Source organism: Mycolicibacterium wolinskyi str. Jessa 2025, from assembly GCF_049241375.1.
GTDB classification, from domain to species: Bacteria; Actinomycetota; Actinomycetes; order Mycobacteriales; family Mycobacteriaceae; genus Mycobacterium; species Mycobacterium wolinskyi.
The window spans coordinates 5,746,934-5,765,852 of sequence record NZ_CP185960.1 but is presented as its reverse complement, the minus strand read 5'-3'; the positions used below and the strand labels follow the sequence as shown (position 1 = coordinate 5,765,852).

General features: G+C 67.2%; 17 protein-coding genes. 11 read left to right on the top strand and 6 right to left on the bottom strand.

Going from position 1 to position 18,919, the window contains the following annotated elements:
- The first annotated feature begins 62 nt into the window (after window positions 1-62).
- Window positions 63-1,049: an oxygenase MpaB family protein gene (locus ACOI2T_RS28505; RefSeq protein WP_409501983.1), complete on the top strand. Its 987-nt coding sequence runs from the start codon at window positions 63-65 to the stop codon at window positions 1,047-1,049.
- A gap of 356 nt (window positions 1,050-1,405) precedes the next feature.
- On the opposite strand, the gene ACOI2T_RS28500 is transcribed toward ACOI2T_RS28505, so the two are convergent.
- Window positions 1,406-1,696 carry a WhiB family transcriptional regulator gene (locus ACOI2T_RS28500; protein WP_067843608.1) on the bottom strand — a complete coding sequence of 97 codons (291 nt, stop codon included), beginning with the start codon at window positions 1,694-1,696 and terminating at the stop codon, window positions 1,406-1,408.
- A gap of 435 nt (window positions 1,697-2,131) precedes the next feature.
- On the opposite strand from ACOI2T_RS28500, the gene ACOI2T_RS28495 reads away from it, so the two are divergent.
- From ACOI2T_RS28495 to ACOI2T_RS28485, 3 genes are all read left to right on the top strand, one after another.
- Window positions 2,132-2,923, top strand: a complete 792-nt coding sequence (locus tag ACOI2T_RS28495; RefSeq protein ID WP_409501982.1) for a hypothetical protein — start codon at window positions 2,132-2,134, stop codon at window positions 2,921-2,923.
- 100 nt (window positions 2,924-3,023) lie between these two features.
- Entirely contained in the window at window positions 3,024-3,602 is a 579-nt protein-coding gene (locus ACOI2T_RS28490; protein ID WP_067842651.1) for a sigma-70 family RNA polymerase sigma factor, read from the top strand.
- Window positions 3,595-4,758 (top strand): anti-sigma-D factor RsdA, encoded by a 1,164-nt coding sequence (locus tag ACOI2T_RS28485; protein WP_409501981.1) that lies wholly within the window; start codon window positions 3,595-3,597, stop codon window positions 4,756-4,758. Before ACOI2T_RS28490 ends, ACOI2T_RS28485 begins: the two co-directional genes overlap by 8 nt.
- On the opposite strand, the gene ACOI2T_RS28480 is transcribed toward ACOI2T_RS28485, so the two are convergent.
- Window positions 4,749-5,153: a DUF5319 domain-containing protein gene (locus ACOI2T_RS28480; RefSeq protein WP_067843610.1), complete on the bottom strand. Its 405-nt coding sequence runs from the start codon at window positions 5,151-5,153 to the stop codon at window positions 4,749-4,751. The genes ACOI2T_RS28485 and ACOI2T_RS28480 overlap by 10 nt on opposite strands.
- Window positions 5,154-5,295: 142 nt before the next feature.
- On the opposite strand from ACOI2T_RS28480, the gene guaB reads away from it, so the two are divergent.
- From guaB to phoU, 4 genes are all read left to right on the top strand, one after another.
- Entirely contained in the window at window positions 5,296-6,837 is a 1,542-nt protein-coding gene (gene guaB, locus ACOI2T_RS28475; RefSeq protein ID WP_409501980.1) for an IMP dehydrogenase, read from the top strand.
- A 28-nt stretch (window positions 6,838-6,865) separates the two neighbouring features.
- A complete protein-coding gene (locus tag ACOI2T_RS28470; RefSeq protein ID WP_198538775.1) occupies window positions 6,866-7,993 on the top strand; it encodes a GuaB3 family IMP dehydrogenase-related protein in 1,128 nt (375 codons plus the stop codon).
- A gap of 184 nt (window positions 7,994-8,177) precedes the next feature.
- Window positions 8,178-9,914 (top strand): GMC family oxidoreductase, encoded by a 1,737-nt coding sequence (locus tag ACOI2T_RS28465; protein WP_067842663.1) that lies wholly within the window; start codon window positions 8,178-8,180, stop codon window positions 9,912-9,914.
- Window positions 9,915-10,200: 286 nt separating this feature from the next.
- Window positions 10,201-10,860 carry a phosphate signaling complex protein PhoU gene (phoU, locus tag ACOI2T_RS28460; RefSeq protein ID WP_067842667.1) on the top strand — a complete coding sequence of 220 codons (660 nt, stop codon included), beginning with the start codon at window positions 10,201-10,203 and terminating at the stop codon, window positions 10,858-10,860.
- Between the two features lie 3 nt (window positions 10,861-10,863).
- On the opposite strand, the gene ACOI2T_RS28455 is transcribed toward phoU, so the two are convergent.
- Window positions 10,864-11,487 carry a TetR/AcrR family transcriptional regulator gene (locus ACOI2T_RS28455; RefSeq protein ID WP_409501979.1) on the bottom strand — a complete coding sequence of 208 codons (624 nt, stop codon included), beginning with the start codon at window positions 11,485-11,487 and terminating at the stop codon, window positions 10,864-10,866.
- 49 nt (window positions 11,488-11,536) lie between these two features.
- Between ACOI2T_RS28455 and ACOI2T_RS28450 the strand changes: the two genes are divergently transcribed.
- Both ACOI2T_RS28450 and ACOI2T_RS28445 read left to right on the top strand, forming a co-directional pair.
- Window positions 11,537-12,247 (top strand): ATP-binding cassette domain-containing protein, encoded by a 711-nt coding sequence (locus tag ACOI2T_RS28450; protein ID WP_409501978.1) that lies wholly within the window; start codon window positions 11,537-11,539, stop codon window positions 12,245-12,247.
- A complete protein-coding gene (locus ACOI2T_RS28445) occupies window positions 12,247-14,205 on the top strand; it encodes a YhgE/Pip domain-containing protein (protein WP_067842673.1) in 1,959 nt (652 codons plus the stop codon). Before ACOI2T_RS28450 ends, ACOI2T_RS28445 begins: the two co-directional genes overlap by 1 nt.
- Here the strand turns inward: ACOI2T_RS28445 and ACOI2T_RS28440 are convergent.
- The gene (locus ACOI2T_RS28440; protein WP_409501977.1) at window positions 14,195-15,097 is read right to left on the bottom strand and encodes a TauD/TfdA dioxygenase family protein; all 903 of its coding nucleotides are present in this window, start codon (window positions 15,095-15,097) and stop codon (window positions 14,195-14,197) included. The genes ACOI2T_RS28445 and ACOI2T_RS28440 overlap by 11 nt on opposite strands.
- A 74-nt stretch (window positions 15,098-15,171) precedes the next feature.
- On the opposite strand from ACOI2T_RS28440, the gene ACOI2T_RS28435 reads away from it, so the two are divergent.
- Window positions 15,172-15,744: a TetR/AcrR family transcriptional regulator gene (locus tag ACOI2T_RS28435; protein ID WP_409501976.1), complete on the top strand. Its 573-nt coding sequence runs from the start codon at window positions 15,172-15,174 to the stop codon at window positions 15,742-15,744.
- Here the strand turns inward: ACOI2T_RS28435 and ACOI2T_RS28430 are convergent.
- Both ACOI2T_RS28430 and ACOI2T_RS28425 read right to left on the bottom strand, forming a co-directional pair.
- Window positions 15,741-18,095 carry a glycoside hydrolase family 65 protein gene (locus ACOI2T_RS28430; protein WP_421877434.1) on the bottom strand — a complete coding sequence of 785 codons (2,355 nt, stop codon included), beginning with the start codon at window positions 18,093-18,095 and terminating at the stop codon, window positions 15,741-15,743. The two genes, ACOI2T_RS28435 and ACOI2T_RS28430, sit on opposite strands and share 4 nt — an antisense overlap.
- Window positions 18,096-18,101: 6 nt before the next feature.
- Entirely contained in the window at window positions 18,102-18,848 is a 747-nt protein-coding gene (locus ACOI2T_RS28425; RefSeq protein ID WP_409501975.1) for a beta-phosphoglucomutase family hydrolase, read from the bottom strand.
- Window positions 18,849-18,919 lie beyond the last annotated feature (71 nt).

The following is an 18,919-nucleotide window of genomic DNA, read 5'->3' as shown; positions in this document are numbered from 1 at the left end:
TAGCGTCCGACTCAATGAGAAGACGACCGTTTTCTCAATAAGAGTTCTTCGAGGAGGTCGCTGTGACACCCACTTCTGCACGTGCCGCCGACGCCCATGTCGTTGTTGACGTCGAGCCCGAAACTGCGCGCCCTGCCCGCACGTCGGCCGGGACGCCTGATGATCCGCTGGCGCCTGGTTCCCTCGGGCGCCACGTGGCCGGGCACCCGTTGGTGCTGCTGTATGCGAATGTGCCTGCGCTGATCATGCCCACGCTGCATCCGAAGATCGCACACGTGCTCAGTGAGAAGGACCGCGCACTCAATGGCAGTGAAGACCTGCCGACGCTGCAGGCCGCCAGCCGCCGCCTGATCAGCACCTACGAGATGGTGATGGGCATCGTGTTCGCCGGGCCGGAAGCCGACGAAGTCGCGCACGGTCTGCACGAGCTGCATCGCCCGATTGCCGGCTCCATGCCCGACGGCACCAGCTACCACGCCTGGAACAAGGACGTGTGGAACTGGACCTGGGGTTCAATTCTCAAGGGCGGCATCGACATTGCCGATGAGTTCGGGCTCTTCCGCAGTGACGACGAGCGGGAGCAGGCGTATCGCGGCCTCAATGAGCTGGGCCGCCGATTCGGGGTGCGCAGTCTGCCCGAGACCTATGCCGGTTTCTGCGAGTACTGGCAGCCGATCGTCGACGACACGCTTTCTGCCAACCCGCAGGTGCAGTTCATCGTCGACCACGCACTGAATCCCGCCAAGCCCCGTGGTTGGGGCCTGGTCCCGATGCCACTGTGGCGGCTCATCTCGCTTCCGATGACTCGCACGATTCGCGTCGGAATTCTCGCCGGTGTTCCGGATAAGTTCCACGCCGACCTGGGGTTGCGCACCACGTTCATCGACCGGTTCGAACGGCGACTGCATGCCGCGTTCTGGCGTGCCATTCCGGTGCCTGTCGCAGGCCGGTTCGGGCCCGCGTACTTCGCGCTGCGGCGTCGCTTCGGCCAACCAGGCTGGCGCACGTACTACTCGCGCGCCCAGCTCGCGGCCAACCGCGCCGGTTAATCCGCAGGGTGCGCAAATCCGGCGCGTAGTCGAAAGTATGTTCGATTAGCATCGGAGCGTGCGCACGACTGAACCGGCACCGCCGCGCTGTCCGAACGGTCATCGGCTCGGCTCTAACGAGGTGTTGGTCGGCTGGTTCCCCTGCCTGTGTACGCCCGGCCATGGCGGTCATCGCACGTACTACTGCCGCGCCTGCGGGGCCGAGATCTGGCGGCCGCCGTGCCGGCGTCCGCGTGGGTCCACACTGATTCGTTAGATTCCCGCGGCTGCGCGGCGCGCTAGCTGAACGCGCCGCACTAGCAATAAGGCCCCCATTCTGCAGTGGAATAGGGGTCTTATCGCATTTGCTGGCGGGGTCAGGCGCTGCGGCGGATGCCGCGTTTGAGCAGTAGCTCGCGCTCGGATTCGGACAGCCCGCCCCAGATGCCGTACGGCTCGCCGACGGCCAGTGCGTGGGACCGGCATTGGGCGATGACGGGGCAGCTGCGGCACATCTCCTTGGCGCGCATCTCACGCTGAGCTCGGGCGCGTCCACGTTCACCGTCGGGGTGGAAGAACATTGACGAGTCGACGCCACGGCAAAGGCCCTGCATCTGCCAATCCCAGATGTCCGCGTTGGGTCCGGGTAGCTGCTGCGGCTGCGGCATTAGGAAAACCCCTCTCTGCGCGCCCATTTCGCTTTTGCGGAGTGGGCGTGAGTCGGTGGAACCGAACTGAGCACGTGTCGCCGATGACCTCTCGTGCACACAAACTAGGGGCGCTCAATAATTCCCGTCAATAGCCTGAACGTGTGCTCAATGACATAACCGCAGGTCGAGAATTTACATCACGTTCATCGTTGTGATGCGCTGGCCGCGACAACCGTGTTAGGGCGTGGGCAGAGGTTAACCTGTTTTCGCTGTTCGTGCTGGCTGAGCAGCCGAAAAGATTTCCTAGCGGCCGGTAGTTAGTTGACTTGGCATTAACATCGGAGCCATCAATTGTTAACTAATGCGGATCGCGCAATATTAATTACCTGTATCCGGCGGTACCCGGTTCCCGCGGACCCACAATTGACGGCCTATTGATAGCGTCGCCCATCGATGACCGCAACAGGACAAGCTGCCGCCGTGCTGGCTAACGCCGCGTTCGGCGACGACCCGGGCCGCTGGCCGTTGCCGACTGCGACGTCGCCAGAGGACAGGTGGCTGCGCGCGGTCGCCGCCGGGGGACAGGGTCGCTACGCATGCGCGCTCGCCGAACTCGCCGAGCTCAGCCGGACCGCGTCGGGTCCGTTGCTGTCGCTGGCATTCAGCACGCGCGCATCGTTTTTGCGCCAGACCGGTTGGCACACCCGCGCCCGCGGCGCCGACGGCATGGCCTTGGCGCACTGCGGCCAGGACCCGGAGGCCGCCTCCGACGCGCTCGTCGGTCTGGCCGCCGACGCGCTCGGAGTCGGCAGATTCGGGGTTTCGGCGCGACTTCTGGAGCGTGCACATCTGATCGACGCCCCGCGCATCCGGACGGCCGTGCGGCTCGCCTGGGTCAGCGCCGAGCTGGCGATGGCCCGCGGTGACGGCGCCGCCGCGGTCGGCCATGCCGAACGCGGGGTGGTCGCGGCGGCCGACTGTGGCTCGACGCGCCACGCGATCAAATCGGATGTGGTGCTCGCCGCCGCGTTGTGTTCGGCCGGCCGGCTCGGCGCCGCGCGCGAGGTGGCCGACGCGGCCCTGCTTGCCGCCGAGAAGTCCGGAATGATCCCGCTGCGCTGGGCGTTGGCGTGTCTGCTTGGCGACATCGGCAGCACCGCCGACACGGCCGCGCAGGTCTTCGAGATCCGCGATGTCAGCGCAGATACAGTGCGTCGCAGAGGAGGAGTGTGGTCCGGGCGCTGATCCACATTGAGCCGGGCCACCGCACCTGATCGTTATTGTTTAGCTGGACCAACCGACCCGCGGGTGTCGGTGCTACGTAACGCTGGAGATATCGCCCACGATGACAAGTTCGGGAGACCGTCTCGACGCTGTCGTTGCTGAGGCAGTGGCTGGCGATCGGAACGCGCTCCGGGAAGTGCTGGAGATCATTCGGCCGATCATCGTCAGATATGTCCGGGCGAGGGTCGGGTCAACCGAGCGAAGTGGTCTCTCAGCAGATGACGTTGCGCAGGAGGTTTGCTTGGCCGCCATCACGGCGCTGCCGCGATACAAAGATCAGGGACGCCCGTTCCTGGCCTTTGTGTATGGCATCGCTGCGCACAAGGTTGCCGACGCGCATCGCGCGGCAGCCAGGAATCGCGCCGAGCCCACGGACGTGGTGCCCGAGCGGTTCTCGCTTGACGCGGGCCCCGAGCAGTCGGCGCTGGACTCCGAATCGTCGGCGCGGATGGCGAAACTGTTGTCGGTGCTGCCGGAGAAGCAGCGCGAGATCCTGATCCTGCGGGTCGTCGTGGGCATGAGCGCCGAGGAGACCGCCGAGGCCGTCGGCAGCACCGCGGGCGCGGTGCGCGTGGCCCAGCATCGGGCACTGGCGCGGCTCAAGACGGAGATCATGGCGACGGGACGGGATCATGCCTGACTTCGGCCGCTGGACTTCGAACGGCGGTGATCCGTCACTCAACGAGATCAACCGCACCGACCGGTTCATCGAAGCGCTCTCGCTGGAACGGCCGGTCTACTCGACCGACCCCGAAGAGGCCGAACTGGCCTACCTGCTGGCCGGCTGGCGCGACGAGGCACGGCAGAAACCCATGACCGGCATCGTCGCACCGCGCGACGCCGTCGCGGCGCTCAACCGCGCGACCTCGCGCAACCGCACCCGCGCGCCGTTGGCGCTGATCGGTTCGGTTGCGGCCGCGATGCTGTGCTTGGGCGGGTTCGGTGCCGCGGTGTACGGCGCAGGCCCGGGAGACGCCCTCTACGGCATGCGCAGCGCGCTGTTCGGCGAGCAGGTGCGCCGGGACGTTCAAGTCGAGCTCGCATCGAGCGAACTGCAGCAGGTGCAGCAGCTGATCGATCAGGGGCAGTGGCAGGAGGCTCAGCAGAAGCTACAGACGCTGACGACCACGGTCGCGACGGTCGGCGACGCCGAGCAGAAGCAGGAGCTCGTCACCCAGTGGCAGGAACTGTCGGTGAAGGTGGAAAACCGCGATCCGAACGCGACGGTGCCACCGGACGCGCCGCCGCCCGTGCTGCCAGAGGTGACCGTGACGACCACGCCAGGGGCGGGTCCGTCCGAGTCGACGAGCCCGACGAGTTCGCCGTCGGAGACCTCGACGCCAGGGGAGTCGACGACACCGCCGTCGGAACCGACCAGCCCGGCGACGTCGACGACCGCGCCGTCGACCGAGACGTCATCGCCGACCAACACGAGTGAGCCATCGACTCCGCCGTCGTCGGCGACCGTCACACCCTCGAGTCCGGCTGTCGAGTTGCCGCCGACCTCACAGACCACTGTGGTGACCACGCCTGCGCCGACCAGCGTCACCACGGTGCCCGCGCCTGCCGTCACGACGGAGCCGGAGCCGACGGTCGAGCCGACAACCGAGCCGACGCTGCCGCCGGTCACGCGCACCACGACAACGACGTTGCCTCCGGTGGCGATCCCGCCCGCGGAGGAACCTGAGCCTGCGCGCGGTGGGGCGGCCGACGGGGATCAGAACGAAGGGTCGGCGCCGATCATCGAACTGCCCCTACTACCCGGGATGGGCGGGCACGGGAACGGTCAGCGGTAGCCGTCAGAATCCGACGTGGCCTCGTTGAGTGAGGCGTCGGCGTAACCCCGGCAGTAGTCCCACGTCACGTATGCGTCGGGCTCGGGGTCGTAGGCGGGTTCGTGCGGGCGCACCGTTCCGTCGACCAAGAGCTGCAGCAGGTTGGCGCGCAGCATGTCCCAGTCGTGGTAGTGGTCCTGCTGGCATTCGTCGCAGCACACCACCAGGCCGCGGATTCCCTTGTGCGCCAACAACGCCTCATACACCGCGAGGTCGGCGAGGTCAGCCTCGACAGCCGTCCGCTCCTGAGGGTCCAGTGGCTGGCCCGGCTCGATCGCGTCGAGCGCAGCCGAAGGGTCGCACGGATCGTCGGCGAAGGGATCGGGTGGCAAACCAGGTGGAAGGTGGTCACGCACGTGTTCCACACTACGCAGCCGCACAGGTATCGCGCCAGCCGTCCCGATGTGCAACGAAGCGGCAACATCGCGGCCGATAGACGAGCCGATAAGATTGAGTGAGAAGTCCGCGCCCGCGTCTGCTCACTGGAGGGCCCCGCCCATGTCGATCGCTGAAAGCAGCGTTCCCATTGCCGTACCGGTGCCGACCGGCGGCGACGATCCGACCAAGATCGCCATGCTCGGCCTGACGTTCGACGACGTGCTGCTGTTGCCTGCCGCTTCGGATGTGGTGCCCGCCAACGCGGACACCTCCAGCCAGCTGACCCGCAAGATCCGGCTGCGGGTGCCGCTCGTCAGCTCCGCAATGGACACCGTCACCGAGGCGCGTATGGCCATCGCGATGGCCCGCGCCGGTGGCATGGGTGTGCTGCACCGCAACCTGCCGGTCGGTGAGCAGGCCGGGCAGGTCGAGACGGTCAAGCGGTCCGAGGCCGGCATGGTCACCGATCCGGTGACGTGCTCGCCCGACAACACGCTCGCCGAGGTCGACGCGATGTGTGCGCGCTTCCGTATCTCCGGGCTGCCGGTTGTCGACGACACCGGCGAGCTCGTCGGCATCATCACCAACCGCGACATGCGCTTCGAGGTCGATCAGAGCAAGCCGGTCTCCGAGGTGATGACCAAGGCGCCGCTGATCACCGCCCAGGAAGGCGTCTCGGCCGAAGCCGCGCTCGGGCTGCTGCGCCGGCACAAGATCGAGAAGCTGCCGATCGTCGACGGGCACGGCAAGCTGACGGGTCTCATCACCGTCAAGGACTTCGTCAAGACCGAGCAGTTCCCGTTGTCCACCAAGGACAGCGACGGCCGGCTGCTGGTCGGCGCCGCGGTCGGCGTCGGTGATGACGCTTGGACCCGGGCCATGACGCTGGTCGACGCCGGGGCCGACGTGTTGATCGTCGATACCGCCCACGCCCACAACCGCGGCGTGCTCGACATGGTGCACCGGCTCAAGACGGTCGTCGGCGACCGCGTCGAGGTGGTCGGCGGCAACGTCGCCACGCGCGCCGCCGCGGCCGCACTGGTCGAGGCTGGCGCCGACGCGGTGAAGGTCGGTGTGGGTCCCGGCTCGATCTGCACGACGCGTGTGGTCGCCGGTGTCGGCGCCCCGCAGATCACCGCGATCCTGGAGGCCGTCGCGGCGTGCAAGCCCTACGGCGTTCCCGTGATCGCCGACGGTGGTCTGCAGTACTCGGGTGACATCGCCAAGGCGCTGGCCGCCGGGGCATCGACCGCGATGCTGGGGTCGCTGCTGGCCGGCACCGCAGAGTCGCCCGGCGAGCTGATCTTCGTCAACGGCAAGCAGTTCAAGAGCTACCGCGGCATGGGCTCGCTCGGTGCCATGCAGACACGTGGCCCGCAGAAGAGCTACTCGAAAGACCGTTACTTCCAGGACGATGTGCTCTCCGAGGACAAGCTCGTTCCGGAAGGCATCGAGGGCCGCGTGCCGTTCCGCGGGCCGCTGTCGACGGTCATCCATCAGCTGACCGGCGGCCTGCGCGCCGCGATGGGCTACACCGGCTCGGCCACCATCGAGCAGTTGCAGCAGGCTCAGTTCGTGCAGATCACTGCGGCCGGGCTGAAGGAAAGCCACCCGCACGACATCACGATGACTGTCGAGGCACCCAACTACTACACCCGCTGACAAGGGGAGTCTTCAGGTCATGCGTGACATGGTTGAAATCGGCATGGGCAGAACTGCCCGCCGCACCTATGAACTCGACGACATCACGATCGTGCCGTCGCGGCGAACGCGCTCATCGAAGGATGTGTCGACGGCGTGGCAACTCGATGCCTACCGGTTCGAGATCCCGGTGGTCTCACATCCCACCGACGCGCTGGTGTCGCCGGAGTTCGCGATCGAGCTCGGTCGGCTCGGCGGGCTCGGCGTCCTCAACGGCGAAGGCCTGATCGGCAGGCACGCCGATGTCGAGGAGAAGATCGCCCAGGTCATCGAGGCCGCCGCCAAGGAGCCCGAGCCGTCGGCCGCGATCCGCTTGTTGCAGCAACTGCATGCCGCACCGCTCGATCCCGATCTGCTCGGTGCCGCGGTGGCCCGGATCCGTGAAGCGGGCGTGACGACGGCCGTGCGGGTCAGTCCCCAGAATGCGCAGGCGCTGACGCCGACGCTGGTCCAGGCGGGCATCGACCTGCTGGTCATCCAGGGCACGATCATCTCGGCCGAACGCGTCGCGCAGGACGGCGAGCCGCTCAACCTCAAGACCTTCATCTCCGAGCTCGACGTACCGGTTGTGGCGGGCGGCGTCCTCGACCACCGCACGGCGCTGCATCTCATGCGTACCGGCGCGGCGGGCGTCATCGTCGGCTACGGCTCGACGAGCGGTGTCACCACGAGCGACGAGGTCCTGGGCATCAGCGTCCCGATGGCCACCGCGATCGCCGACGCCGCCGCCGCACGCCGCGAATACCTCGACGAGACCGGCGGCCGGTACGTGCACGTGCTCGCCGACGGCGACATCCACAGCTCGGGCGATCTCGCCAAGGCCATCGCGTGCGGCGCCGACGCCGTCGTGTTGGGCACGCCGCTGGCGACCTCGGCCGAGGCGCTCGGTGGCGGCTGGTTCTGGCCGGCAGCCGCGGCCCATCCGTCGCTGCCGCGCGGTGCGCTCCTGCAGGTGGCCCTCGGCGAGCGGCCCGCGCTCGAGCAGGTGCTCACCGGCCCGTCCGACGATCCGTTCGGTTCGCTGAACCTGGTCGGCGGCTTGCGCCGGTCCATGGCCAAGGCGGGCTACTGCGACCTCAAGGAATTCCAGAAGGTCGGGCTCACGGTCGGCTCTTGATCGTTGCCGCTCCTCGGCACTCGGCCGCCCATGCCCGCGATTGTCACGCTGGCGTGGCTGTCGCGCCCGAGCGTCGCGCTAGCGTGACAATCGGGCCGAGGTGAACCCTCCGAAACGGACATCTCCTTTACAAGTTAGGGCCTCCTGTCTAGAAGTTACCTGCCGGTAGCGTCATACTGATCACATGAAGCCTGACTACGACGTCTTGGTTATCGGTTCCGGATTCGGCGGTAGCGTCAGCGCGCTGCGGCTCACCGAGAAGGGCTATCGGGTTGGCGTGCTCGAAGCCGGGCAGCGGTTCGCCGACGCCGACTTTGCCAAGACCTCGTGGGATCTGCGCAAGTTCCTGTGGGCGCCGAAGTTCGGCATGTACGGGATCCAGCGCATCCACCTGCTGCGCAACTGCATGATCCTGGCCGGCGCGGGCGTCGGCGGCGGATCGCTCAACTACGCGAACACGCTCTATGTGCCACCGGAGCCGTTCTTCAACGACCCGCAGTGGAAGAACATCACCGACTGGCGCGCCGAGCTCATGCCGCATTACGACCAGGCGAAGCGGATGCTCGGCGTGGTGACCAACCCGACGTTCACCGACGCGGACCGGGTCATGAAAGAAGTGGCCGACGAGATGGGCTGCGGCGACACGTTCGTCGCGACGCCCGTCGGCGTGTTCTTCGGTCCCGACGGGCAGAAGACGCCGGGCAAGACGGTGCCCGACCCGTACTTCGGCGGTGCCGGGCCGGCCCGCACCGGTTGCCTGGAGTGCGGCGAATGCATGACGGGATGTCGCCACGGAGCCAAGAACACGCTCGTCAAGAACTACCTGGGGCTCGCGGAATCCGCTGGCGCACAAGTGCATCCGATGACGACCGTGACGAGTTTCGAGCAGCGGCCCGACGGGCTGTGGGAGGTCACCACCGTGCCGACCGGACGCAAGCTGCGCCGCAAACGCAAGAAGTTCACCGCGACGCATCTGATCCTGGCCGCGGGCACCTACAACACGCAGAAGCTGCTGTTCAAGATGCGCGACACCGGAAAGTTGAGCAGGCTGTCGGCCAAGCTGGGCGTGCTGACCCGCACCAACTCGGAGTCGATCGTCGGCGCGGGCCGGCTCTCGGTGTCACCCGATCTCGACCTCACGCACGGTGTCGCGATCACGTCGTCGATCCATCCCACCGCCGACACTCACATCGAGCCGGTGCGGTACGGCAAGGGCTCCAACGCCATGGGTCTGCTCCAGACGCTGATGACCGATGGCGCCGGGCCGCAGGGCACCGATGTGCCACGCTGGCGGCAGTTCTTCAACCAGGCCGGTGAGAACCCCCGCGAACTGATCCGGCTGCTCAACCCCAGCCGGTGGAGTGAGCGCACCGTGATCGCGCTGGTGATGCAGCATCTGGACAACTCGATCACCACGTTCACCAAGCGGACTCGGCTGGGCGTGCGGATCATGTCGTCCGAACAGGGCCACGGTGAGCCCAACCCGACGTGGATCCCGGTCGGCAACGAGGTGACGCGGCGCATCGCCAAGAAGATCGACGGCGTCGCGGGTGGCACCTGGGGCGAGCTTTTCAACATTCCGCTGACCGCGCACTTCCTTGGTGGCGCGGCAATCGGCGACAGCCCGGAACACGGTGTCATCGACCCGTACCAGCGCGTCTACAACTACCCGACGCTCTACGTCATGGACGGCGCCGCGATCTCGGCGAATCTCGGTGTCAATCCGTCGCTTTCGATCACCGCGCAGGCCGAGCGGGCGGCTGCGTTGTGGCCGAACAAGGGCGAGCAGGATCAGCGTCCGGCACAGGGCGAGCCGTACCGCCGGTTGGCGCCGATCGCGCCCGAGCGTCCGGTCGTGCCCGCAGAGGCGCCCGCCGCGCTGCGTCGGCTGCCCATCGAACCCGTCAGCTCGGCCGGCTGAGCGGTGGGTTGAGGACGTACCGGCTCGTTGTCACCCAAGGTTGTGGCCTGAGGTTCAGTATGTGGCGGGTCGATGCCTGTGACGAGCGTGCAGCTTTTCGTGGTGGTTTTGGCTTTTGGGCGCGAAAACCTGCACGTTCGTCATAGTGCTTCAAGGGACGACCCCGACGCGGGACGGCGTCGTCGCCGCGGGTGGACTCGCCGCGGGCGGATTGAAACAGCCCTGGTTTGGGTAAACAAGCCCCAACTTTGGGGGCGGTGTGGCTCCCGGCTGGGAGGATATTGGCATGCGAGACGTGTTCCACGACGAGTTGTCGGCGTTGGGTGTGCGGTTGAGCGAGATGTGCGGTCTCGCGAAGAGCGCGATGGAGCGCGCGACGCGGTCCCTGCTCGATGCCGATCTGACATTGGCCGAAGAGGTCATCGCCGACCACGAACACATCGCTGCCCTCAACCGCGAGGTCGAACACACGGCCTTCAAACTGCTCGCACTGCAGCAGCCCGTTGCCGGCGAACTCCGGATGGTGGTCGGGTCGATGCACATCGCCGCCGACATCGACCGGATGGGCGCGCTTGCCGTGCACGTCGCCAACATCTCGCGGCTGCGGCATCCGCAGTGCGCCCTGCCTGAAGACGTGCGCGCGAGTTTCGCCGAGATGGGGGCCAGGGCGGTCCAGCTGGCCGGCACTGCCCAGGAGGTGCTGCTGTCCCGCGATCCCGACACGGCGGCGCGACTGCGTGCCGAGGACGACGCCGTCGATGCCGAGCACCGGCACCTGTTCACGCTGCTGATCGACCACAAGTGGCAGACCGGGGTGTGCTCGGCCGTCGACGTCGCCCTGCTCGGCCGCTATTACGAACGGTTCGCCGACCATGCGGTGGAGATCGGCAAGCGCGTCATCTTCGAGGCGACCGGCGGGATGCCGGTGCACAAGAAGCTGGCCTAACCCCTAGTCGCCGGCGGGCGCCGATTCGAGCAGCGCCGAGATGAGGCGCGCCAGCGATTCGGCGTCGATGGTCCCGGGTTGGAGCACCTCTTCCATGGCGATGCCCGCGCTGATGGAGACGACGAGCTGGGCGAGGCCGTCGAGTTGCTGACGCGGCAGGGTGGTGCCTGCCCGTTCGACGACGCGCAATGCCTGCTCTGCCGCGGCGCGGCGGCGCGCGATCAGGCGTTGGCGTAGCTCTGGATCCCGCATGGCGCGCAACCAGTACTCGATGAGCACGATGTGGTACTCGTGCTGCTCGTGAATCGAGTCGAGCATTGACCGGCTCAACGCGTCGGCGGTAGCCGCGGTGTCGCCGCCGCCGCTGTCGAACGCGGTCGCGATCAGCTCACCGCGAGTCTCGAACTGGCGGTCGAGGAGTGCCAGGAACAACTCGTCTTTGGACTCGAAATTGGAGTACACCGCGCCCTTGGTGAAACCGGCGGCTTGACCGATCGCGTCGATGGTGGCGCCGGCGAACCCCTCGGCCGCGAAAACCTCGAGTGCCGCATCCAGGATCCGGTCGCGGACCTCGCCGCGAGTGGGGCGAATACGTGCGGGTTTGACGGGCGACATACCCGACAGCATACTCGTGAGTATTGAATGGATACTAGTGAGTATCGAAAGGTGTGGGCCCATGGCTGACGTTGACGACGACGTCGCTGCATCGCAGGATCCCGACGAAGAGCACGAGGTCTCGGCGCTGATCACGGCGTCCGGTCTCGGTGTGGACGGCGAGCACGGGCCGTTGTTCTCGAATATCGACCTTGAGCTGACGCCGGGCTTCCACGCGATCCAGATGCCCGGCGGCTGGGGCCAGACGGCGCTGCTGCTGACGCTCGCGGGCCGGCTCAAGCCGACCTACGGCACGGTGACCGTGGCCGGGGACACCGAGCCCAAGGCGATTCGGCGGCACTGCGCGATCGCGGCGTTCCCCGATATCGACGACCTGGAGGAGTCGGTGACCGTGCAGACGGTGCTCGCCGAGCAGCGTCGGTGGCTCGCGCCGTGGTACGCGCGGGTCCCTGCCGAGGCCGGCGAGGCCGCGCTCGCCGAGGTGTACGGCGAACTGCCCGCGCCGTCGGCGAAGACCTACATCAGCGAACTGTCGGATCTCGAGCTGTTTCTGCTGCGCGTCACCCTGGCGCGCTTCTCGGACCGCCCGATCCTCGTGGTCGGCGACCTCGAGCAGGTGCGTGACAACGCCCGTCGGGCGATCGCCGTCGAGCGGCTCGGCGTCATCGCCGAACAGCGCACCGTCATCGTCGGGGTCACCAACCCGCTCGGGTCCGACGCTCCTGACCACGGCCTACACGATCACCGCATTCTGATCGGGAAGGACAACTGATGCCGGCCGCACTCGCCTTCGGCTCCGAAATCAAACGCTTCGGCCGCAGCCGGATGACCCGGGCGGCCATCGTGGTGCTGATGCTGCTGCCGTTGGTGTACGGGGCGCTGTATCTGTGGGCGTATTGGGATCCGTTCGGCCAGGTCGACAAGATGCCGGTGGCACTGGTCAATTCCGACCGGGGCGCCGACGTGTCCGGGCAGCATGTGAACGCCGGGGCCGAGATCGCCAAGAGCCTGACCGACGACGCAAGCATGGACTGGCACGTGGTGGACGCCGACGAGGCCCGCCGCGGAGTCGACCACGGCGAGTACTACTTCATGCTCGAGTTGCCGCCCGACTTCAGCGAGGCGATCGCGTCGCCGCTGACCGGAGAACCCAAGCAGGCCAACCTCATCGCGGTGTACAACGACGCCAACAACTACATCTCGTCGAACATCGGCCGCACCGCGATCGACCAGGTGCTCAACGCCGTATCGACGCGGATATCCGGCCAGGCCGTCAATCAGGTGCTGTCGGTGGTGGTCACCTCCGGCTCGGGCATCAAGCAAGCCGCCGACGGCGCGGGCCAACTCGCCGACGGTGCGGCGAAGGTCGACGACGGCGCCGGCCAGTTGGCATCGGGACTGGACACCGCGCGGTCCGGCTCGGCGAAGCTGTCCACCGGGGCCAAGCAGCTCTCCGACGGCATCACCAAGGCCACCGACCCGCTGCTGACGGTGAGCAAGGCACTGTCCCAGATCGGCGGTGACACCGAACAACTGCAGCAGGGCGCGACGGCGCTGCAGCAGGCCAACGACCAGATCGGGACCATCGCCGATGCCCAGGACGCTGCCGCCACGTCGCTGTCCACGGTGATCGACCAGCTGTCGGTGAGTCAGGATCCGTTGGCCGTCAACGCCGTCGGCACGCTGCGCGGTATCGAGGATCAGCTTCGCGGCCACCAGTTCACGCCGCAGATCCGCAGTCAACTCACCGACGCGGAGAACGCCGCCATCTCGATGACGACGAATCTGCGCACACCGGGCAGTCCGCTGAACTCCGCGCTCGACCAGGTCGGCTCGAAAGGCCAGGACCTCACAAACAAGCTCACGCAACTACGTAGCGGAGCCCAGCAACTCGCGTCGGGAAATGCCGAATTGGCAAGCGGTATAGCCAAGCTCGACAACGGCGCGGGCGAACTGAAATCCGGTACCGCACAACTCAAAACAGGCTCGTCCGAACTGGCCACCAAACTCGCCGACGGCGCTAGCCAGGTACCCAACTGGACCACCCAGCAGAAGGACGCGATCGCCGACACCATCGGCGGTCCCGTTCACCTGGAGAACTCGCACGAGAACGCCGCGCCCAACTTCGGCACCGGCATGGCGCCGTTCTTCATCACGCTGGCGCTGTTCTTCGGCGCGCTCGTGCTGTGGATGGTGTTGCGGCCGTTGCAGACCCGGCCGATCGCCGCCGAGGTGCCGGCTATTCGCGTGGTGCTCGCCAGCTACCTGCCCGCGGCGGTGATCGGACTCTTCCAGGCGCTGATCCTCTACTGCGTGGTGCGGTTCGCCCTCGGCATGCACGTCGTGCACCCGGTGGCGATGCTGGCGTTCATGATGCTGGTGTCGTGTGCGTTCGTCGCGGCCACGCAGGCGGTCAACGCACTGGTGGGCCCCGCGGTGGGTCGCGTCCTGATCATGGCGCTGCTCATGCTGCAACTGGTCAGCGCCGGTGGGATGTACCCGGTGGAGACCACGTCACGACCGTTCCAGGTGTTCCACAACTACGACCCGATGACCTACGGCGTCAACGGTTTACGTCAGCTCATCCTTGGCGGCATCGACTTCCGGCTGTGGCAGGCCATCATCACGCTGCTGCTCATATGGGCGGGCGCGCTGGTGATCTCGTCGCTGTCGGCCCGCCGCAACCGCACGTGGAACCTGATCAGGCTCATGCCGGCGATCAAGATGTGACCAGCCGGGCCGCATCGCCGAGTCCGCGGCTGTGCTGTCCGTGGACATCCACCGGGACGTCGCCGGTCAGCGTCACGCGGTGCATTACGCGGTGCTGGTCGCCGTAGTCGTCGACCGCACGGTGCTGGGTGGCGCGGTTGTCCCAGATGGCGACGTCGCCGGGCACCCAGTTCCAGCGGATGGTGTTCTCCGGCATGGTGATCCGGCGCTGCAACAACTCGAACAGCGTCTGCGACTCGTGGGGATCGAGGCCGAGGAACCCGCGCGTGAAGTCTCCGGCCACCAATGTCCGTTCGCCGGTCTCGGGATGTACGCGGACCACCGGGTGCTCGGTGCGGAAGTCCGGCTTCTCGAATGCAGCGCGCATGAGCTGCTGTTCCTCGGTCAGCGGGATCGTGGCCGCGGCGTAGTCGTACCGGTTGCTGTGCACGGCCCACAGATTTTCGGCGAGGTGTTTGAGCGCCTCGGGCAGCGCGTCATAGGCCGCAGCCGTCGATGCCCAGAGCGTGGAACCGCCGTAGCTTGGCAGGGTGACCGCGCGCAGGATCGAGGCGGCGGGGTAGTTGGGCACGAACGTGACGTCGGTGTGCCAGCGCGTGGCTTTGGCGTACTCCGAGTCGATCGGCGTGATGATCGATTCCTGTCCCATCGCCTGGCTGATCGTGGGATGGCCGACGGGCGTGCCCAACAAACAGGCGAACGCGTACTGGTCGTCATCGGTCAGGTGGTGCTGATCGCGGAAGAAGATCACCTTGTGCCGCAGCAGTGCCGAGCGGATGTCGGCGACGGTGGCGCCATCGAGATCACCGGCGAGTCGCACGCCGTCGACGCGGGCGCCGATGCGGCTGCCGAGCTTTGTCACGGAAACGGGAACGGTGGTGCGAGCAGTCATCGGCGTAGTCCTCTGCGCTGGTGGCGGACGGTGTAGTCAATTGACTACACCCTGACTTCCGCTAGTGTAGCCACGTGACTACGCCCACGCCACCGGCAAAGCGCGCCGCCAGCCCGGTCGGCCGCGACGAAGTGGTGGCGGCGACGCTGGCCGGCGCCGCGGAACTGTTCGCCGAACGTGGTCCGGCCGGCACCTCGATCCGGGACATCGCCACGCGCGCCAACGTGAACCATGGGCTCGTCTATCGGCACTTCGGCACCAAGGAACGCCTTGTCGGCGCCGTGCTCGAACACCTCGGGGCGCGCCTCACCGCGCTGTTGGGCGACGGTGCCGAGGCCGACGAGATCGAACGCACCCTCGACCAGCACACGCGCGTCATGGCGAGAGCCTTGCTCGACGGTTATCCGGTGGGCCAGTTACAGACCCGGTTCCCTGGCGTCGCACGGCTACTCGACGAGGTGGTGCCGAAATTCGACGACGAGCGCCGGGCCCGCATGGCGGTGGCGAATGCCGTTGCTCTGCAACTGGGTTGGCGTCTGTTCGAACCGTTCCTGCGCTCGGCGGCCGGCATCGAAGAGGTCAGCCGAGCCGACGTGCAACACAGCGTCGGTGCCGAGATCGCGCGAATACTCGAACCGGACCGCTAGCCGCCGCGGCGCCGCAACGGCTCGCGTCCCACGGGCTGCGGCGGGGCCGGAAGCAGCGGGCGCACGGGCTGCACCGCGACGGTGGTCGGCGCGTTCGTGTTGATCACGAGGTCTTTTCCGGCGTGCCGGATCGCCAAGGTGTGGTCGGGTCCGTCGCGGACCGTGTAGGTGACCTGCTGGTGGTCGGCATGGACCGTCACGCGAAAGCCTTTCCAGCGCAACCGGAAACGCAGGCACGAGATGCCGTCTGGCAGGTGCGGGTCGATCGAGAGGATGCCTTCGTCGTCACGCAGACCGCCGAATCCGCCGACCAGCGCGGTCCAGGAACCGGCCAGTGAAGCCATGTGCAACCCGTCGCGGGTGTTGTTGTGCAGATCGCGCAGATCGATCATCGCGGCTTCGTACGTGTAGTCGTGGGCGAGCTTGAGATGCCCGACCTCGGCGCACATCACCGCCTGCGTGCACGCCGACAGCGACGAATCACGCGTCGTGCGCCGCTCGTAGTAGTCGACGTTGCGGGCCTTCTGTTCCGGGGTGAAGGCGTGGCTCTGCCACTGCATCGCCAGCACCAGATCGGCCTGCTTGAGCACCTGTGCCGGGTAGAGCCGGACATAGGGCTCGTTGAGCAACAGCGGATAGGTGGTGTTGGCGTTGAAGTCCCATTCGGCCAGGGTGGTGAACCCCTGGCACTGCGGATGGACACCCAGCTCCTCGTCGTAGGGAATGTGCGCGGCATCGGCGGCGTCTCGCCAGGCCGCGGTCTCCTCGGTGGTCACGCCCATCGCGTAGGACGCGTCGGGATGGCGGGTGCACGCGTCGGCGGCGACCCGAAGGTTGTGGGCGGCCATCAGATTGGTGAACACGTTGTCGCGGACCACCGCGGTGTACTCGTCGGGCCCGGTCACGCCGTCGAGATGCCACACGCCGTGGCGGTCGTGGTGACCGAGCGACATCCAGAGCCGGGCGGTGTCGACGAGCACCGCGAGGCCGCACTCTTTCTCCAGTGAATCGTCGCCCGTCACAGTGCGATAGCGCTCGAACGCCATCGCGATGTCGGCGTTGATGTGCCAGGCCGCCGTGCCCGCAGGCCAGTACGCCGAGCATTCCTCGCCACGTATCGTCCGCCACGGGAAGCTGGCGCCCTTGAGGTCGAGGAGCGCCGCGCGTTCGCGAGCCATGTCGAGTGTCGAAGCGCGCCACCGCAGCGCGTCGGCGGCGGCTTGCGGTTTGGTGTAGGTGAGCACCGGCAGCACGAAACCCTCGGTGTCCCAGAACGCGTGGCCGTCGTATCCGGTGCCGGTGAGTCCCTTGCCCGCGATGGCGCGGCGCTCGGCACGCGCACTGGCCTGCAGTACGTGAAAAAGCCCGAAGCGAACCGCCTGCTGACAGTCCGGATCGCCTTCGACCTCGACGTCGGCGCAGTCCCAGAACTCGTCGAGGTAGGCCCGCTGCGAGTCGAGCAGACCCTGCCACCCGCTGTAGCGGGCGCCGGTGATGGCCGCGGCGGCCTGATCGCGCAGCGCCGGGCGGGACCGCAGGCTCGACCAGCCGTACGCGAGGTACTTGACGATCCGCAGTTTCTGACCTGGCCGCAGCCCGCAGATGACGGTGGTGCGGGCCAGATCCTCGCGGGCGTCGGTGCTGACCTCGACGCGGCCCGGCACGTCGACGTCGTGGTCCATCGCGGCCGCCATCATCAACCCACTGCCGCGGGTGCGGTGCACCAAAAGTGCGCCGTGGTCGGTGTTTTCGTGATGGACGGCTTGCAGCGGGTGCTTGAGCACTGCCGAGACGCGTGGGTCGCCCGTCGTCTCGGGTTGGTCCTCGTTGGTGACGAGCTCGGATTGCACTGTCACCCGGACGAATTCGTCGATCGCCTCCACGACGTATTCGATCGCGGCGACCCCGCGCTGGGCGAGCGACACCAGGCGGGTGGAGACGATGCGCACCTGCTTGCCCGCGGGCGATCGCCATTGGGCACGGCGGGTGAGCGTCCCGGCCCGCATGTCGAGTGTGCGCTCGTGGTCGATCAGGTCGCCATAACGCACGTCGAACGGCTCGTCGTCGACGAGGAGCCGCAGGATCTTGCCGTTGGTGACGTCGACGACGGTTTGACCTGCCTCGGGATAGCCGAATCCGGCCTCCGCGTACGGCAGGGGCCGCACCTCGAAGAATCCCGCGAGGTAGGTGCCGGGCAGGCCGTAGGGTTCGCCTTCGTCCAGATTGCCCCGCAGGCCGATGTGGCCGTTCGACAACGCGAACAGCGACTCCGACTGCGCCAGGAGATTGAGGTCCAACCGGGTTTCGCGGACCTGCCAGGGTTCGACCGGGTAGGCGTCGTGGGTGATCATCATCGGCTACAGCAGCTCGGCGAGGTCGGTGACCACGATGTCGGCGCCGTCCTGGCGTAACTGCCGCGCCTGCCCGACCCGGTCCACTCCCACGACGAACCCGAAATTGCCCGCGCGTCCCGCCGCGACGCCCGACAGCGCGTCCTCGAAGACAGCGGCTTGGGCGGGGGAGACGTCGAGCAACTCGGCGGCCCGCAGGAAACTGTCGGGCGCCGGCTTGCCCGCGATGTGTTCGTCGCGCAGGGTCACGCCATCCACCCGCAGCTCCACGAACTGGGCCAGCCCGGTGACTTCGAGCACCTCGCGGGTGTTGGCGCTCGAGGACACCACCGCGCGGCGAAGCCCGGCCGCCGCGGCCGCCTCCAGATACCGCCGTGAGCCGTCGAACACCTCGACGCCCTCCTCCCGCAGGGTTTTGTGGAACATCTCGTTCTTGCGGTTGCCGAGGCCGTGCACGGTCTCGGCGCCGCCGTTGTCGTCCGGACCGCCCTCGGGCAGGGTGATGTCGCGGCTCGCGAGAAACGACCGGACCCCGTCTTCACGCCGCTTCCCGTCGACGTAGCTCAGGTAGTCGGTGCCGATGTCGAACGCGACGAACGGCTCGCCGGAGCGTTCGGAGCGCGCCCGCAGATAGTCGTCGAACATGGCCTTCCAGGCCTTCTTGTGCACGCTCGCCGTGTCGGTCAGCACACCGTCGAGATCGAACAGGCAGGCCGTAATCGGCTCGGGCAGCCCCAGCACAGACGTCCTCACTTTCGGTTGGGGACGGGTCTACTCCACCATGCCCATTTTCCGGCGGTCCCATACCGGCATTGCCATATGTG

Excerpts from the sequence above, each read along its gene's own strand:
- ACOI2T_RS28455 (WP_409501979.1), bottom strand. The coding sequence starts at position 11,487 with ATGCTGTCGGGTATGTCGCCCGTCAAACCCGCACGTATTCGCCCCACT.
- ACOI2T_RS28440 (WP_409501977.1), bottom strand. The coding sequence starts at position 15,097 with ATGACTGCTCGCACCACCGTTCCCGTTTCCGTGACAAAGCTCGGCAGC.
- ACOI2T_RS28465 (WP_067842663.1), top strand. The coding sequence starts at position 8,178 with ATGAAGCCTGACTACGACGTCTTGGTTATCGGTTCCGGATTCGGCGGT.
- ACOI2T_RS28450 (WP_409501978.1), top strand. The coding sequence starts at position 11,537 with ATGGCTGACGTTGACGACGACGTCGCTGCATCGCAGGATCCCGACGAA.
- ACOI2T_RS28495 (WP_409501982.1), top strand. The coding sequence starts at position 2,132 with ATGACCGCAACAGGACAAGCTGCCGCCGTGCTGGCTAACGCCGCGTTC.
- ACOI2T_RS28490 (WP_067842651.1), top strand. The coding sequence starts at position 3,024 with ATGACAAGTTCGGGAGACCGTCTCGACGCTGTCGTTGCTGAGGCAGTG.
- ACOI2T_RS28485 (WP_409501981.1), top strand. The coding sequence starts at position 3,595 with ATGCCTGACTTCGGCCGCTGGACTTCGAACGGCGGTGATCCGTCACTC.
- guaB (WP_409501980.1), top strand. The coding sequence starts at position 5,296 with ATGTCGATCGCTGAAAGCAGCGTTCCCATTGCCGTACCGGTGCCGACC.
- ACOI2T_RS28445 (WP_067842673.1), top strand. The coding sequence starts at position 12,247 with ATGCCGGCCGCACTCGCCTTCGGCTCCGAAATCAAACGCTTCGGCCGC.
- ACOI2T_RS28470 (WP_198538775.1), top strand. The coding sequence starts at position 6,866 with ATGGTTGAAATCGGCATGGGCAGAACTGCCCGCCGCACCTATGAACTC.
- phoU (WP_067842667.1), top strand. The coding sequence starts at position 10,201 with ATGCGAGACGTGTTCCACGACGAGTTGTCGGCGTTGGGTGTGCGGTTG.
- ACOI2T_RS28430 (WP_421877434.1), bottom strand. The coding sequence starts at position 18,095 with ATGATCACCCACGACGCCTACCCGGTCGAACCCTGGCAGGTCCGCGAA.
- ACOI2T_RS28500 (WP_067843608.1), bottom strand. The coding sequence starts at position 1,696 with ATGCCGCAGCCGCAGCAGCTACCCGGACCCAACGCGGACATCTGGGAT.